Source organism: Caballeronia sp. A2-2 (genome assembly GCF_057612605.2).
This window is the reverse complement of the sequence record NZ_CM173618.1, coordinates 73,515-87,169: the sequence shown is the minus strand read 5'-3', so window position 1 is coordinate 87,169 and position 13,655 is coordinate 73,515. Positions and strand designations below refer to the sequence as shown.

At 59.6% G+C, this 13,655-nt stretch carries 12 protein-coding genes and 1 pseudogene; 7 read left to right on the top strand and 6 right to left on the bottom strand.

Annotation, left to right across the window (positions count from 1 at the left end):
• Window positions 1-6: 6 nt before the first annotated feature.
• The 4 genes and pseudogenes from ACZCWR_RS24025 to ACZCWR_RS24010 form a co-directional block, all read left to right on the top strand.
• A pseudogene (locus ACZCWR_RS24025) lies at window positions 7-294 on the top strand (RHS repeat-associated core domain-containing protein); the annotation flags it as partial.
• A 338-nt stretch (window positions 295-632) separates the two neighbouring features.
• Window positions 633-1,364 carry a hypothetical protein gene (locus ACZCWR_RS24020; RefSeq protein ID WP_487305550.1) on the top strand — a complete coding sequence of 244 codons (732 nt, stop codon included), beginning with the start codon at window positions 633-635 and terminating at the stop codon, window positions 1,362-1,364.
• Window positions 1,365-1,428: 64 nt separating this feature from the next.
• Complete coding sequence (locus ACZCWR_RS24015) at window positions 1,429-2,748, top strand: RHS repeat-associated core domain-containing protein (protein WP_487305549.1); 1,320 nt, start codon at window positions 1,429-1,431, stop codon at window positions 2,746-2,748.
• Window positions 2,748-3,221 carry a hypothetical protein gene (locus ACZCWR_RS24010; RefSeq protein WP_487305548.1) on the top strand — a complete coding sequence of 158 codons (474 nt, stop codon included), beginning with the start codon at window positions 2,748-2,750 and terminating at the stop codon, window positions 3,219-3,221. The genes ACZCWR_RS24015 and ACZCWR_RS24010 overlap by 1 nt, the downstream gene beginning before the upstream one ends.
• A gap of 37 nt (window positions 3,222-3,258) precedes the next feature.
• Here ACZCWR_RS24010 and ACZCWR_RS24005 read toward each other — a convergent pair whose 3' ends face one another.
• Window positions 3,259-3,339: a SymE family type I addiction module toxin gene (locus ACZCWR_RS24005; protein WP_487306130.1), complete on the bottom strand. Its 81-nt coding sequence runs from the start codon at window positions 3,337-3,339 to the stop codon at window positions 3,259-3,261.
• A gap of 384 nt (window positions 3,340-3,723) precedes the next feature.
• Between ACZCWR_RS24005 and ACZCWR_RS24000 the strand changes: the two genes are divergently transcribed.
• Both ACZCWR_RS24000 and ACZCWR_RS23995 read left to right on the top strand, forming a co-directional pair.
• Window positions 3,724-5,055, top strand: a complete 1,332-nt coding sequence (locus tag ACZCWR_RS24000) for an RHS repeat-associated core domain-containing protein (protein ID WP_487305547.1) — start codon at window positions 3,724-3,726, stop codon at window positions 5,053-5,055.
• Window positions 5,052-5,312: a hypothetical protein gene (locus ACZCWR_RS23995; protein WP_487305546.1), complete on the top strand. Its 261-nt coding sequence runs from the start codon at window positions 5,052-5,054 to the stop codon at window positions 5,310-5,312. Before ACZCWR_RS24000 ends, ACZCWR_RS23995 begins: the two co-directional genes overlap by 4 nt.
• Window positions 5,313-5,706: 394 nt before the next feature.
• Here ACZCWR_RS23995 and ACZCWR_RS23990 read toward each other — a convergent pair whose 3' ends face one another.
• The 4 genes from ACZCWR_RS23990 to ACZCWR_RS23975 form a co-directional block, all read right to left on the bottom strand.
• A complete protein-coding gene (locus ACZCWR_RS23990) occupies window positions 5,707-5,856 on the bottom strand; it encodes a SymE family type I addiction module toxin (RefSeq protein ID WP_487305545.1) in 150 nt (49 codons plus the stop codon).
• A gap of 230 nt (window positions 5,857-6,086) precedes the next feature.
• Entirely contained in the window at window positions 6,087-8,585 is a 2,499-nt protein-coding gene (locus tag ACZCWR_RS23985; RefSeq protein WP_487305544.1) for a fimbria/pilus outer membrane usher protein, read from the bottom strand.
• Between the two features lie 6 nt (window positions 8,586-8,591).
• On the bottom strand, window positions 8,592-9,386 hold the full coding sequence (locus ACZCWR_RS23980; RefSeq protein ID WP_487305543.1) for a fimbrial biogenesis chaperone: 795 nt from the start codon (window positions 9,384-9,386) through the stop codon (window positions 8,592-8,594).
• Window positions 9,387-9,396: 10 nt separating this feature from the next.
• Entirely contained in the window at window positions 9,397-9,858 is a 462-nt protein-coding gene (locus ACZCWR_RS23975) for a Csu type fimbrial protein (protein WP_487306129.1), read from the bottom strand.
• A gap of 311 nt (window positions 9,859-10,169) precedes the next feature.
• On the opposite strand from ACZCWR_RS23975, the gene ACZCWR_RS23970 reads away from it, so the two are divergent.
• A complete protein-coding gene (locus tag ACZCWR_RS23970; RefSeq protein ID WP_487305542.1) occupies window positions 10,170-11,123 on the top strand; it encodes a SphA family protein in 954 nt (317 codons plus the stop codon).
• A 24-nt stretch (window positions 11,124-11,147) separates the two neighbouring features.
• Here the strand turns inward: ACZCWR_RS23970 and ACZCWR_RS23965 are convergent, their stop codons facing one another.
• Window positions 11,148-13,655 carry a fused MFS/spermidine synthase gene (locus tag ACZCWR_RS23965; RefSeq protein WP_487305541.1) on the bottom strand — a complete coding sequence of 836 codons (2,508 nt, stop codon included), beginning with the start codon at window positions 13,653-13,655 and terminating at the stop codon, window positions 11,148-11,150.

Sequence of the window (13,655 nt, the reverse complement as noted above, 5' to 3'; positions counted from 1 at the left end):
AGCCGTGGGGAAATGGCGTGGAGTGCGCAGTATCGGGCGTGGGGCGCTGCGAAGGAAGTCATCAGTGAGGCGGCGCGTCGGGCGGGGATCGTCAATCCCCTGCGCTTTCAAGGGCAGTACGCAGATGATGAGACGGGGCTGCATTACAACCGACATCGGTATTATGATCCGCAGACGGGGCGGTTCGTTAGCAAAGATCCGATAGGCCTAAAAGGCGGCCTGAATGCGCACGCCTACGCACCTAATCCGATCATTTGGGTCGATCCGCTTGGATTAAGCAAATGTCCTACGCAAGCGCAGTGCAAAGCACTCTTAGCCAAGATATACCTGAAGGCAATTGGCCAAAAAAAGGTTAATGGCAGTCGGGGGATACAAGAACGGATCGATCATTTAAAGGAAGATACTTATAAGCTCTACGATTATGCCCCTGAAAAACCTGATAGGAAAAACTACGGTCAGCTTGCGGGTAAAGGATCGTACGAAGGACATATTGACGCCGCTGGAGACCTGCAAAATGGGCTCAAAGGCGACATAGATGCCTATGACCAAGGCGGGTGTTCACAATTTAATCGAATTCCTAAATCGATTCGAAATGTTGCGTACGCAAAGATTCCAACTTCGCCAGACGGACGATGATGAATTTCAACAATGTCATATTCGCGTTAAGCACTGATTGCTATTCATCCGTGCTTTTTCCGACGGAAAAAGCCAAAACTTTGTCCCAAGTAAGAGAAATTGCTCGGGAGGCGGTTCATTTCATCCTAGATGGCGCTCGAAACTATTATCTTGGATGCGAAATCTCACCAGAGAACAAGCAAAAAAGTAAGGAGTTTTTTTGGTCTGCCGTGCATCGGGAGCGATTGAATGGCAGCGTGTTATCGAAAATTCAGCATTTCGAGCGGTTGACCGGAGAACGAGATGAGAGTGAAAATATTGCTGTTCACACCGTCTATAGCGTTTCCGCAAGATTGCGCTGGCTTCATACAGATGGATTCTCGATTGAGCTAAGCGATAAGCTAATTGAGATTGTCTTTAGTCTGCAGGACGAACAGTATGCATTGGATCATACGCAGGAACTGAGCTATTGGGATATCGGCGCTATCTGGGAAAATTCGAAGACGAAATGGGATCAGTTTATTGAAGATGTTTTATCCGACGTCCCCGATTCGGTATCCACAACAGTGAGCGAACTCTTAAATTCTCAAGCTTATTTAGATTTTCTGTGGACATGGAAACGGGAAATCTCGGTCGAAGATTTTGCTGTTTTAATTGATGCTATTGAAGAAGAGGCCTTTAACGAGTTGATCAGAATTAATTTTGAGGCAGCAGAACGTGTTAAAGCTGTCTTGGACAACTTGAGGTGACTTGCAATAAGACTGCATAATCAAAAAAAGATCGAGCGAGTATCGCTATGACCCGGTAGGTCGATTGCTGGGCGCACTCAGCACGCTGGGTCATGAAGTGTTCGCCTTCGACCCTGCGGGCAATCTGCTCGATGAAACGCATACGCGTCCCGTTGCCGCCGATCCGGTGCGCGGCACGCTCGGCTATGCAAACCGCGTGCAGGGCTCGCCCGCGCTGCTCGACAATCTGCTGAAAGCGTACGCCGGCACGCACTATGAATACGATGCGCACGGCAATCTCGCGCGTCGGGTGCAGCAGGGCGAGAAGACGGAGTATCGCTGGGATCTGTTCGATCGGATGACCCGTTCGAGTAGCGCGAAAGCGAACGTCGAATACTTCTACGATGCATTGGGACGACGCATCCTGAAGCAATCGTCGAGTTCAGGCGCGACGCTCTACGGCTGGGATGGCGATACGCTTGCGTGGGAAAGCGGTCGGGGACGCACGACGCATTACGTGTATGAGCCGGGCAGTTTCGTGCCGCTGGCGCAGGCGACTTGCGATGGCGCGATCACGCTGCACGCGCAACCGGACTACGCGGGACGATACGACATCGACCGAGATCCGCTGTGGGTGGATGCGCCTGAACCACAAGCGTTTGCGGAGATTGGGTATTACCAGTGCGATCATCTGGGCACACCGCAGGAGATCACGGATAGCCGTGGGGAAATGGCGTGGAGTGCGCAGTATCGGGCGTGGGGCGCGGCGAAGGAAGTCATCAGTGAAGCGGCGCGTCGGGCGGGGATCGTCAATCCGTTGCGCTTCCAAGGGCAGTATGCGGATGATGAGACGGGGCTGCATTACAATCGACATCGGTATTATGATCCGCAGACGGGGAGGTTCGTTAGCAAAGACCCGATTGGGCTTTGGGGTGGACTGAATCTTTACCAATATGTCGCCAATCCTATCCTATGGGTCGATCCCTTAGGACTTTCGGCCTGTATGTTGGGTCGTCATGGAGACTTGAAGAACGATCCAAACCCTGGGCAATCACATCATTTGAATCAGGATGCAGCGTTCCGCGATTTGATTCCCACTAATGAAGGCGCTGCTATTAAGCTTGAAGGCAATGCATTCACCCAACCCGGGACGGCGCACTATGAGGCTCATCGCTCGCTTGAAGGATTTTGGAATCAATATCGTCGGGGTGGTGCATTGTATGGACAGGTTCCGACAAATTTACAATACACTCAAGCCTTAAAACGCTCAATGGAAGCAGCCGCGCTAGCGCCAAGTGAGGTTAATGCAGCGTTAAAATGCGCGATGAAAAACCGCATCCGATATGGTGCTCTGGGAGGAATGAATGTCCCTAGAATTCCCGGTCGAATAAATCAGGTAAAGTGATGAATATTTCTGATATTGCGATAAAGAGAGTTAGCTCGATCAAGTGGTTTCACGATGTTGGAAGCGGTTACTCTTCAACGAGAGTTTTCTCCGTGGAAGCGTCGGAGGCCGCTAAACTCATTGTTGAATCCGAGTGGGAAGATGTAACTCTTCGAGCATCGAATGAAATATCTGGTTTTTTAGCAAAGAAACACGGCATAGCATTTCAAAGCTGGAACAAGTTAGCGAAAGACGCAAGAGAATTCTTTGAAAAGCAGATTGTCAACACTATTCCTTCACTCAGTGGATTCGATAAGACGTTAGTTGCTCAGTGCATCGGCTGGGATATCGTTCACTTTCTGATCGAGGATGCATACATCGAAAAATTGCCTAGGCCACTTTTTTTTGAAAATTTAGTAAAAATTTATGAGTGCGGGAACCTCCCTTGTGGTTGGAAAGGACCTTGGCCGCAGGGGGAGCTTTTAATTTATTGAGCATAAGCACGAAGGGGCCGCTCGCGCAGTCCTTTGTTCATTCGGTGGAAATGATCAACTGCCCGTGTTCAACATTGATCTTCACGCGTTGCTCTGCTGCAAATCCGGCGGGCTCGATCCATCGTCCGGCAAGCTTGAGCCGCGGATAAAGTGGCGCATTGGTGCATTTTCAAAACGGCTTGCCCCACCAGTTGCGGTTCTCGCTCCATGACTGCTGAATGGTCGCGAATCGTTCCATGACGGGTAGGGCGTGCTTAAAGATTGGCATCAGCCATAGTCAACTCCCTTATGAGTTGGTGGTGGTCAGCAGCCGCGAGTCTTGACGCACTCGCGGCCCGCGCTTCGATTACCGCTTGCCTGCTTCATTTGCTCGCATGGAAAGCCGCTGCGCTTCGTGCTTGAGCAGCATCCCGTCAATCAGTTCCTTGATGACATTGCACTCATCGGCATCAAGTTACGGCACGGGTCACGTACACGGCGTGCTGCTCGATGTAAGGAACTGGTGCAGATCGAGCGGGACGATCTTCATCGCGAGATCGGGCGGCTGCAGGGCAATGGTCTCACGCAGCATCAGCAATACGATTCCGTGGGGCGCCTCAAACTGCAGAAGCTCACGAATTCGCGCGAGACTACGCCGGGCAGCGCGCAGTTGATGAAGCGCGAGTATCGCTACGATGGCGCGGGCCAGTTGACCTCGATTCGCGATCAGCGTCGCGGCAGTCTTGAGTATCGCTATGACCCGGTAGGTCGATTGCTGGGCGCACTCAGCACGCTGGGTCATGAAGTGTTCGCCTTCGACCCTGCGGGCAATCTGCTCGATGAAACGCACACACGCCCGGTCGCGGCCGATCCGATACGCGGCACGCTCGGCTATGCGAACCGCGCGCAGGGCTCGCCCGCGCTGCTCGGCAATCTGCTGAAAGAGTACGCCGGCACGCACTATGAATACGATGCCCACGGCAATCTCGCGCGTCGCGTGCAGCAGGGTGAGAAGACGGAGTATCGCTGGGATCTGTTTGATCGGATGACCCGTTCGAGCAGCGTGAAAGCGAACGTCGAATACTTCTACGATGCGTTGGGACGACGCATCTTGAAGCAATCATCGAGTTCAGGCGCGACGCTCTACGGCTGGGATGGCGATACGCTCGCGTGGGAGAGTGGTCGGGGACGCACCACGCATTACGTGTATGAGCCGGGCAGTTTCGTGCCGCTGGCGCAGGCGAGTCGCGATGGCGCGATCACATTGCACGCGCAACCGGACTACGCGGGACGATACGACATCGACCGAGATCCGCTGTGGGTGGATGCGCCTGAACCACAAGCGTTTGCAGAGATCGGTTACTACCAGTGCGATCATCTGGGCACGCCGCAGGAGATCACGGATAGTCGTGGGGAGATGGCGTGGAGTGCGCAGTATCGGGCGTGGGGCGCGGCGAAGGAAGTCATCAGTGAAGCGGCGCGTCGGGCGGGGATCAGTAATCCGCTGCGCTTCCAAGGGCAGTACGCAGATGATGAGACGGGGCTGCATTACAACCGACATCGGTACTATGATCCGCAGACGGGGCGGTTTGTTAGCAAAGATCCGATTGGGCTGGCGGGTGGATTCAACGCGTTCCAGTACGCTCTCAATCTGGTGCAATGGGTTGATCCGCTTGGGCTGAAATGTGGCACATCTTTTGGATTTAAGAGTTTCGGCCAATTAGGCAGTTTGGCCAAGCGCTCCAAGCCGGATTTGGCAAAGATGGATTCGCCGGCGCCGTTTCATATATGTAAGGTAGCGCAGCCTCAGGTTCTAGCTTTCGCACAGGGAAAGCTTTTGACTATGGACGAGTGAGCGATTTTGATGTGGCCGTGATACAGCCTGCTTTGTATTCTAAGGCCGAAAGCTTAGGGCTAACTAAAGGTGGTCGCACCGGCCCCATTGAAATGGGAAGTGATGCAGCCAAAGCATTAGAAATTAGTGGCACGTCGGAAAAAATGTCAAGGCTATCGGGTGGCAGAGATGTTAATGCGATGATTTTTGCTTCAACTGATGATGCTAAGGCAAAGAATTTCTTTGGAATTCGTATTTCGGGAAGGTGTGGGGGCTAATGATGAGGAAATCGTATTTCCTAACATACGGTACTGGGAAGGAGAAAGAAGAGATTCGAAACATTTTTGATTCGTGTCTGGACATGGAGTTTGTGGAGCACGACAGTGAATATTTCGGAATTTATCTTTTATATAAGGGTTTGTTTGCAGATAGATTTAAGATAGCAGATAACTATATTTCTGGTGAGCAAGGATGGTCGACGAGAAGAATAAATATAAGACGCTTGTGAGTGTGTGTTTTACTGGTGGAAAGAATGCTGACAAGTTAAGCAAGTGCAAACACATAAAAGATATATTCAGGAGCCACGCTGCCCTTAAGGAAGTAGTTTTGCTTGAGGAGAAGTGCATGGAAGAAGCTTCGTAGATGCAAAGGGCCGCTGAAGCGGCCTTTCGGTCATTCGGCCGTAATGGTGAGCCGCCCCCGTTCAACGCTGATTCTAATGCGCTGCCCGGCTTCAAAACCAGCGTGCTCGATCCGTCGCCCAGCGAGCTTAAGCCAAGTATAAAACAGTGGCGTGTTCTGTTGAGATCGCAGTTTGAACAAGCACGCAGGCCTGTACCTGCTCCCGTCTTGCTGACATAACAAATTCCCCTATCAAACTTCGCTTCCCACCCTACAAACGAAAAAAAGCCCCGCCATGAGGCGGGGCATAAGCAGTGCGTGTGGGGCACTGTGGGTGCTTCAAACCCACCTGAATTATTAGGAAAACGGACCAATCTTCCCACCAGTAAACTCTTAATTTTGACCGCTATATAACTGACGAAAAGCAACGTTCATTGCGCCACCCGCTTGCAGACGAACGGCCCCAGCGTATCCAGCGCATGTTCCGCCGAAGGCGCGAACGCCACATCGAGTTCGCACGCGCGGCTGCCTTCGATCGTGTTCCATTGCGCGAGCAGATGGTTCTTCGGCTTGAGATCGTCGATGAACGCCAGCCCGTCGTACCCCACGACATATTGCTTGCCAGTTTCAGCCACCGTCGCACGCGCGCCGGGCGCAAGCGGCTGGCCGCGTTCGTCGATCAGCTTCAGTTGCGCGCCACTGAAGCTCTCGATGCTGAACTTCGCGATCACGCCCGCGCGCGCCTGCGGCGACACGTTCAGGTTCGTCGCGCTGATCGACGTGCTCGCAGGCAAACCGAGCGGGTCGATGGAAAGATGGTTCGAATCGTAAGCCAGCAGATTCGGCACCAGCAGATGCCCCGCGCCGTTGGTCGTGCCGATCAGCCGGTTCTCGTGCAGCACAGGCACGTTCGCCACGCCGTTCGTATCCACCACCGCGAAGGCTTCGTCGATGCGACGCCCCGCCAGCACATCGCCCGCCATCAGCACGATGGAGCCGGAGCCGTCGAGTTCGGTCGAGGTGCGCCCGCGGTTTTCGTAGACCGAGCCGATCACATCGCCGTAACGGCCGCGATAGTTCGCCTGCGCGAGTCCCACTGTGTTGCCGCCTTGCTCGCCGCCCTGAACCTGCCAGCCAAGACCGCCGTCGAAGTCCGAGGTACGCGAGATCGACGCGTTGAGCATCGGCGAATGCTGGTCGAAACCGCCGGACACGCTGGCGTTCATGGTGCCGCCAATCGGCATCGACAAGGCGACGAACAAGCCGGTGTTATGCGTCGAGCCGAAGTCGTGGTAAAGACTCGCGGATGCCGCCACGCGCCCGCCAATGGTCGATGACATCGCCAGCGAACCAATGCGCGAGCGTCCCGAATAAGGATCGTCGATGCCCACATACGTCGCGCTCACCGAACCCGGCACGTTCGCGACGCGAAACGGCATGGCGATGGTCCCGCGCTCGCTGGTGCGCGACACGGGCGTGCCTTCGCTGGACGCGAGATCGCCGTAACGCGAGGTGGCATGTTGCGCCTGAAGATCGATGGAAAGCAACGGCGCGCGGTATTGCCAGCCCACGTTCAATTGCACGCCGGTGCCGGAAGTCGTCGTCGTGGTCGAAGAAGGAACGTTGTTAGTCTGACCGTAGAGATAGACATTCGCGTAAGCCGGCATCGGCGTGTTTACATGACCCGTGCTCGCCGCCGCCGACACGTTCACCACGCCCGCCGCGCCCGCGCGAATCAGCCCGCCCAGCCCGAGATTGACGAGTCCGCGCGTGGCTTCCATGTGCGCTTCGAGCGTGAGCATCGGCACGATGCCGCGCCGCATCGACCCGGACAGCGACGGTTCGCCATAGTTGAGCGAATCGCTGCCGTAGTTGCGTCGAACGAAGCCTGCTTCCATCGAAAAATCGGTGAGGCCGGGCGCGAGCAAACGCGAATCCATGTAGAGCGGGACGGTCGTCATCACGTTGCGGCCGAGTGCATCGCGCGTGACGATGGTCGCTTCGCCCGCACCCGTCACCGCAGGCACGGCATTCACGACGAACGGGCCGGACGGCGCATTGCCGCTGTATTGCCGCACGTTGTTCACGTACAGATCGACGGCGGTCGGCACGGCGGCGGAGCCGTTGAGCGAAGGCACCGGATAGGTCACGAGGTCCGGGCGCAGCGAGAAATCGCGCGAAACCTGCACGCCGCCGAGGCGCACCGCGCGCGTCCACGAAAGCGACGAACTGATGGTGTCGCCAACGCGCGTGGTCACGAGCGTGGCCGGATCGGAATGACGCCACGAGGTATCCAGACGCGTGTAGCCGGTGCTGTTTCCATAGCGATACGCCGTGCCCGTGTTGCTGAACGTGCCGCCCGGATAGAAGAGACGTTCCTCGCTGTAGAGCGCATAACGCGAGCCGTCCTGCGGCTGCACGGTGAATTCGTAATTGATGAGCGCGCCGGTGCCGGTCGCGGTGAGCGGTCGGCGCATGGGCGCGTCGCCGAGCATGGAGGGCACGCGCTGGGCGTCCGTCACGTGCAGGTCGAGGCGCTGCTCGTTCGGCTTGTAGTCGTAGGTGAGACCAGCAATCGCGTTGAGGGCGACGCGGCCCTGTGCATCGACCGGCGCGCTGCCCGCGAGAATGCCGACTTCGGCCAACTCGGCGGGGCGCGCGAGAATCGTTCCGTGGTCCATGAAGAACTGGGCGATCTGCTCGGTCGATGTACCGTTCACCACGACTTCGAGATACAACGCGGGCGCGGCAACGTTTGCGGCACCGGCCGGAGAAGCGGGCGCAGAGGCCGCCCACGCCGCATTCACGGCGAGCGAAAGCGTCGCGCTGGCGGCCAGAGCCGGCCAGCGCGATGGCCAACGATTGCGCGAACGCGCAGGAGTCGGCTTCCGGCCCGGTCGGGAGCCGTCGCTGTGCTTCGCCCGCTTCACGTCGCGCTACTTCGCGGACGAAACCACGATCGGGCTGTCCACCGTGATGCGTGCCGTGACCGGCGAGCCGTTGACGATCGCATGCACCGTGGCGGCGGAAGCACTCGCCACCGCATCGGCGACCGGCCATTGACGCGTGGCATGCGCGAGCGCATAGCCCAGCAATCCCGGCGCGACTTCGGTGATGCGTCCATCCGCCCACTCGATGCGCACCTGGCTCAACTGCGCATGCTCGCCGTCCGCATTGGCGGCGCGCAACACGAGACGCGTGGGCGACCCTGTGCTGGGCGACGCGCCATCGAGCGGAATGTGCTGAAGCGAAAAGTCGACCTTCGGCGTCGGGCCGTTGGCGTTCGCGGTCGCGAACACCGGCACCGAATAGCGCAACTGCATGCGCACGCCGGTCGTGCGCGCGGTCTCAACCTGCGGAATCTCATCGACGAGCAGACGATACGTTTCCTCGCCCGAAGGCGCGTCCTTGCTCGTGCGCAAAATACGCACGGTCTGATCGCCGCCCGCCGGAATGGTGATGATCGGCGGACTCGCGACGATGCGCTGGGCGTCGTCGAGCTTGTCCTCGTCGAGCGTCTGCGACCAGCCGAACACGCGCACCTGCGCGGTGATCGGCTCGGTGCCGCGGTTGTGCAGCTTCATCACCGCCGCGGGCTGCTCCGGCGAGAGATCGACGCGGATCGGCGAAACCTGGAGCGATCCGGCGTGCGCGTGGGCGGCGGCGAGCAACGGCATAGCTGCCGCGACGCACCTGACCGCCGTGCGCCGCATGAGGCGAAATGTCGGCATCGTCGCGTCCTTAGAAGGTCACCGTCGCCGTGATGGTCGACGAGTACGCGCCCGCCGCCGGAGCGGTTTGAGGCGGCACGCGGCCATACACGGTAAGGGTTTGCGCGGTGCCGCTGCCGGTGTTCGAAAGCGTGTCCGTGCCGACCGTTTGCCCCCAGTTCTGGGTGCGCGCGGCATCGCGGAACAATGCGAAATTGACGGTGGGAACGGGCGAGCCGGAGCCGCCGAGCAAGCGTGTCGCCACGGTCGAACCGCTCACCGAGCCGCCGTCCAGACCCACGTTGTACGCCGTGCCGCTGCTGCACACGACATTCATGGTGGTCGTCTGGTCGATATTCGACGTGATGAGGCCGGTCGTCCCGAAGTCGAGCGACGTAGCCGTGATGGAACAATCCGCCTGGATGGTCAGCGAGACCGTGAAGGTCGTCGTTTTGGGGCTGGCGGCATAAGCCACCGGAGCCGCGCCGATCATGGCCAGCGAAGCGCCCAGCGCGACCACCCGCGCGCCGGTGCGACGGATTCTCTCAGTATATTTCCGCATTTTTTTCTCCAAACATGCGTGTCGGTGGAGGACGCGGCGCAAACGTGCGCGAGCCCTTCCTGAGTCTCTTAACGACCGTCGGCAATAAATCCTGACCCCTTACCGCCATTAAATTTATTGAAGTAAATTTGACCCATACGATCAGCGTGCTTATGAAGTCGATGTGCGCTTTACAAACAGCGCCGACTTCAATATTGATGAGTTCACCTCGCGAGTTTTTGCGATCCGAACAAGGTGACGGCATGAAGCGCAGCAAGGGCATGGCGATGCTGATGTGCGGCATGCTGGCCGCGGCATCGAATGGAGCGCGCGCGACGGAAGGCGGCATCGGGCGTCCGGTCGCGGGCGCGAGCGTGTTGTCCGGCGTGGGCGTCGTGCCGGATTCGCAGCTATGGATCGCCAGCCTTCAGGAGTTGTATCTCGACGGCACGATCTCCGGCGGGCGTCAGGTGCCGATCGGCGGGCGTGCATCGATCGGACTGGAAGGGCAGGTCGCGTTCACGCTCGCCACGCTCATGCGCACGTGGGGCGGCTTCGGCGGCTGGGATTTCGCTTCGGCCATCACGTTGCCGTATGTATGGGACGAGGCGCGCGGAAATTTCGCCGTCGGTCGGGCGACGACGACGGTCAGCGATCGCGCGTCGAATCTCTACGACATGTACTTCACGCCGATCGTGGCGGGGTATCACATCACAAAGACGGATCACATCGCGCTGAGCTTCAACTTCTGGGCGCCGACCGGTAATTACGAAGCGGGCGCGCTCGCTAATCCGAGCCTCAATACGTGGACCTTCGTGCCGCAGATCGCTTATACGAAGCTGGTGCCAAAGTACAACCTCGAATTCGATGCCGTGCTCGGGCTTCAGTTCTACACGCGCAATCACGGGACCGATTACCAGAACGCGCCGCTCTTCACGCTGGATGTGATGGGCCTGAAGCGCTTTTCGAACGGCGTCGGCGCGGGCATCGTGATGGGCACGGTGCAGCAGCTTGGCAACGACAGCGGGCCGATTGCCGACCGGCTCGATGGCTTCGTCGGACACGATTTCACGCTCGGGCCGATCGTCACGTATGAGACGAGGCTGGCGGGCAAGACGCCGCTGTCGGCGAGCGTGCGCTGGATTCCGTCGATCACGAGCACCAATCGTCTCAAGAGCACGAAGACCTTCATGGCGACGGCGACGGTGGCGTTTTAGCCGACTTCCGCGCGCGTTCGGTCTTCAATCGGGCGCGCCGAGCACCCAGCGGTAATACGGATTCGCGGCATCCGCGTTCAACACGGCGCGGATGTTCTCGCCCCATGCGCGATGGTCGCCGCGATAGGCGTCGAGTCCTGCGCGATAGAACGTTCGAAGCGTGGTGCGTTCGGTTTGCAGTCCAGCGAGGAAGTTTGCGTCGGCGTGTGTTAGCGGCGGTTCGCTCTGCAACGCGAGCAAATGCGCGAGCGTCGCGGGGAACGCATCCGCCGTCACCCAAGGCGCGTATTCGATGCGCGGATCATCGTCCGTGACGGGCGGCGCTTCGGCGGCGTAGTACGCGAGCGACGGACCATCCGCGATCCAGTTCGCCAGCAACGCTTCCGGCGATGCAATGCCCACTTCGCGCAACGCCCGCGCCACTTCCGGCTGCGCGAAACGGGCGCGGATGCGCGGCACATCGAGCGTGAGCGGCGCGTCCGAACCGACCAGCATCATCTCGTGGAATTCGGTGGTCCAGAGCGCCGCGTGCGGAAACACCTCGACGAAGCTGCGGATCAGCGAGCGCGTCTGCGCCTCGTTCTGCGTCGCGAGCGGCAGCCATTGCGCGGCGATGCCGCCCGCGTTCAGCCGCCGCGCCGCGAGCCGGTAGAAATCCGTCGAATACAGATTGACGACGCCCGCAGCCGAGGGCGGCGGCGGTTCCAGCGTCACGATGTCGTAGCGGTCGTCGTGCGCGAGCAGTTCGCGCCGTCCGTCCGCGATGCGAATGTCCATGCGCGGATCGGCGTTCGCGCCGAAGTTGCCCTCGAAACTCGACGATGCGCGCACCACCGCTGGCAGCAGTTCGGCAACGCGGCGCGTCTGCAAGTCCGGCCACGTGAGCAGCGCGCCCGCCGTGATGCCCGTGCCCAATCCGATGACGAGCGCGGAACGCGGCGCTTCGCCATGCACGATCAGCGGGACCAAAGCCTGAAGGCGCATGTAGCGGAGTGAAGTCATCGCATCGCCGGAATTGGACACGCCTTGAATGTACAGGCGTGCGAAGCGTTGACGCAGCACGGCGACCGTGCCGCCCGCGCTTTCTTCGTAGTAAGCGAGCGTGCCGCCGTGGGCTTGCGCGAGTTGCTGGCCGAGGCGGTCAGAAGGCGTAAGCACGACTGCGAGCGCCGTTAGCGCCGCCAGTCCCGCGCAAACCGCGATGCCCGCCTTGTGCGCAACCCTGCCTGACAACGCCGCCGACAGCCCGATCAACGACGCCGCGACCGCGAGCACGCCGAGCGCGCGGATCACGCCGAGCGACGGCACCAGCGCGAAACCCGCGAACAGCGTCCCGGCGATGCCGCCCACCGTGTTGCACGCGCTTACGCGGCCTATGTCGCTGGCGATGCCGCTTGCCGTGGGTGTTCCATCATGCGATGCCGCCATGCGCAGCGCGAAGGGGAACGCCGCGCCGAGCAGCATCGTCGGCACGAGGACGATCGCGCAGGCCGCGACGACGAAGCCCGCGCACATCGCGACGAGCAGATTGCCGGTGAGGGACAGCGCCAGCGCGGAGACGTGTTGTTGCGCTATGACGAGCCAGCCGCCCGCACACGCCACGCCTGCGAATGCCGCCAGTCCTGCCAACGCAATCAGCATGCCGAAGGCGCTCCATGCATCGCGGATGCGCTCGACGAAGCGCGCCCCGATTGCGCTGCCCGACGCCAATCCGAACAAATACGTCGCGAGCACCACGGAAAACGCGAAGCTGCGCGTGCTGATGAACTGGCCGATGGCCTGCGTCCAGATCACTTCATAGCCAAGCGCGATGCCGCCCGCGATGGCATAGAGGCCGAGCGCGATGGCATCGGTATGTCCTGCACCGCCGCGTTCGGGCGCGCGATCCGCCGGTGCCGCAAGCACGCATGCGCCGAGCGCAGCCATCGCATTCAACGCGGCTGCCGCGAACGCGCTGCCCTGCACGCCGAGCCATGGAATCAACACGAACGCGGGCAGCAATGCGCCGAGAATCGCGCCTGCCGTATTGGCTGCGTAGAGCTTTCCGCCCGTCGAACCCAGCGCGCCACGCGATGGCCCAAGCGCACGCGCAAGCACCGGCAACGTGCCGCCCATCGCGATGGCGGGCACGCCGACGAGCGCGAACGGAAGCACCCACGCCAACGGCCCGGACGACGCCTGAAGCGCGACAAACGCCGCCGCCGAATGACCAAGCAAGCGCGTCGTGCAAATGCCGAGCACGAGCGTGGCGACTTCGAGCGCCGCATAAAGCAAAAGCGGCCGCGCGCTGCGATCCGCAAGCCGCCCGAAGCCATAACCCCCAAGCGCAAGCCCCGCGAAAAACGCGCTGATCGCAATCGTGACCGCATGCACTTCGACGCCAACCACGAGCGTGAGTTGCTTCACCCACACGACTTGATACACGAGCGCCGCGCTGCCCGAGAGGAACAGCATGAGCATCGGCCAGACGGCCTGCGTGCTTGGCATCGCCTCTTCAATACGGCCGCTGATCTCGACTCGCGCTGCGCTCAT

Excerpts from the sequence above, each read along its gene's own strand:
- ACZCWR_RS23975 (WP_487306129.1), bottom strand. The coding sequence starts at position 9,858 with ATGATCGGCGCGGCTCCGGTGGCTTATGCCGCCAGCCCCAAAACGACG.
- ACZCWR_RS23980 (WP_487305543.1), bottom strand. The coding sequence starts at position 9,386 with ATGCCGACATTTCGCCTCATGCGGCGCACGGCGGTCAGGTGCGTCGCG.
- ACZCWR_RS23965 (WP_487305541.1), bottom strand. The coding sequence starts at position 13,655 with ATGAGCGCAGCGCGAGTCGAGATCAGCGGCCGTATTGAAGAGGCGATG.
- ACZCWR_RS24010 (WP_487305548.1), top strand. The coding sequence starts at position 2,748 with ATGAATATTTCTGATATTGCGATAAAGAGAGTTAGCTCGATCAAGTGG.
- ACZCWR_RS24020 (WP_487305550.1), top strand. The coding sequence starts at position 633 with ATGATGAATTTCAACAATGTCATATTCGCGTTAAGCACTGATTGCTAT.
- ACZCWR_RS23970 (WP_487305542.1), top strand. The coding sequence starts at position 10,170 with ATGAAGCGCAGCAAGGGCATGGCGATGCTGATGTGCGGCATGCTGGCC.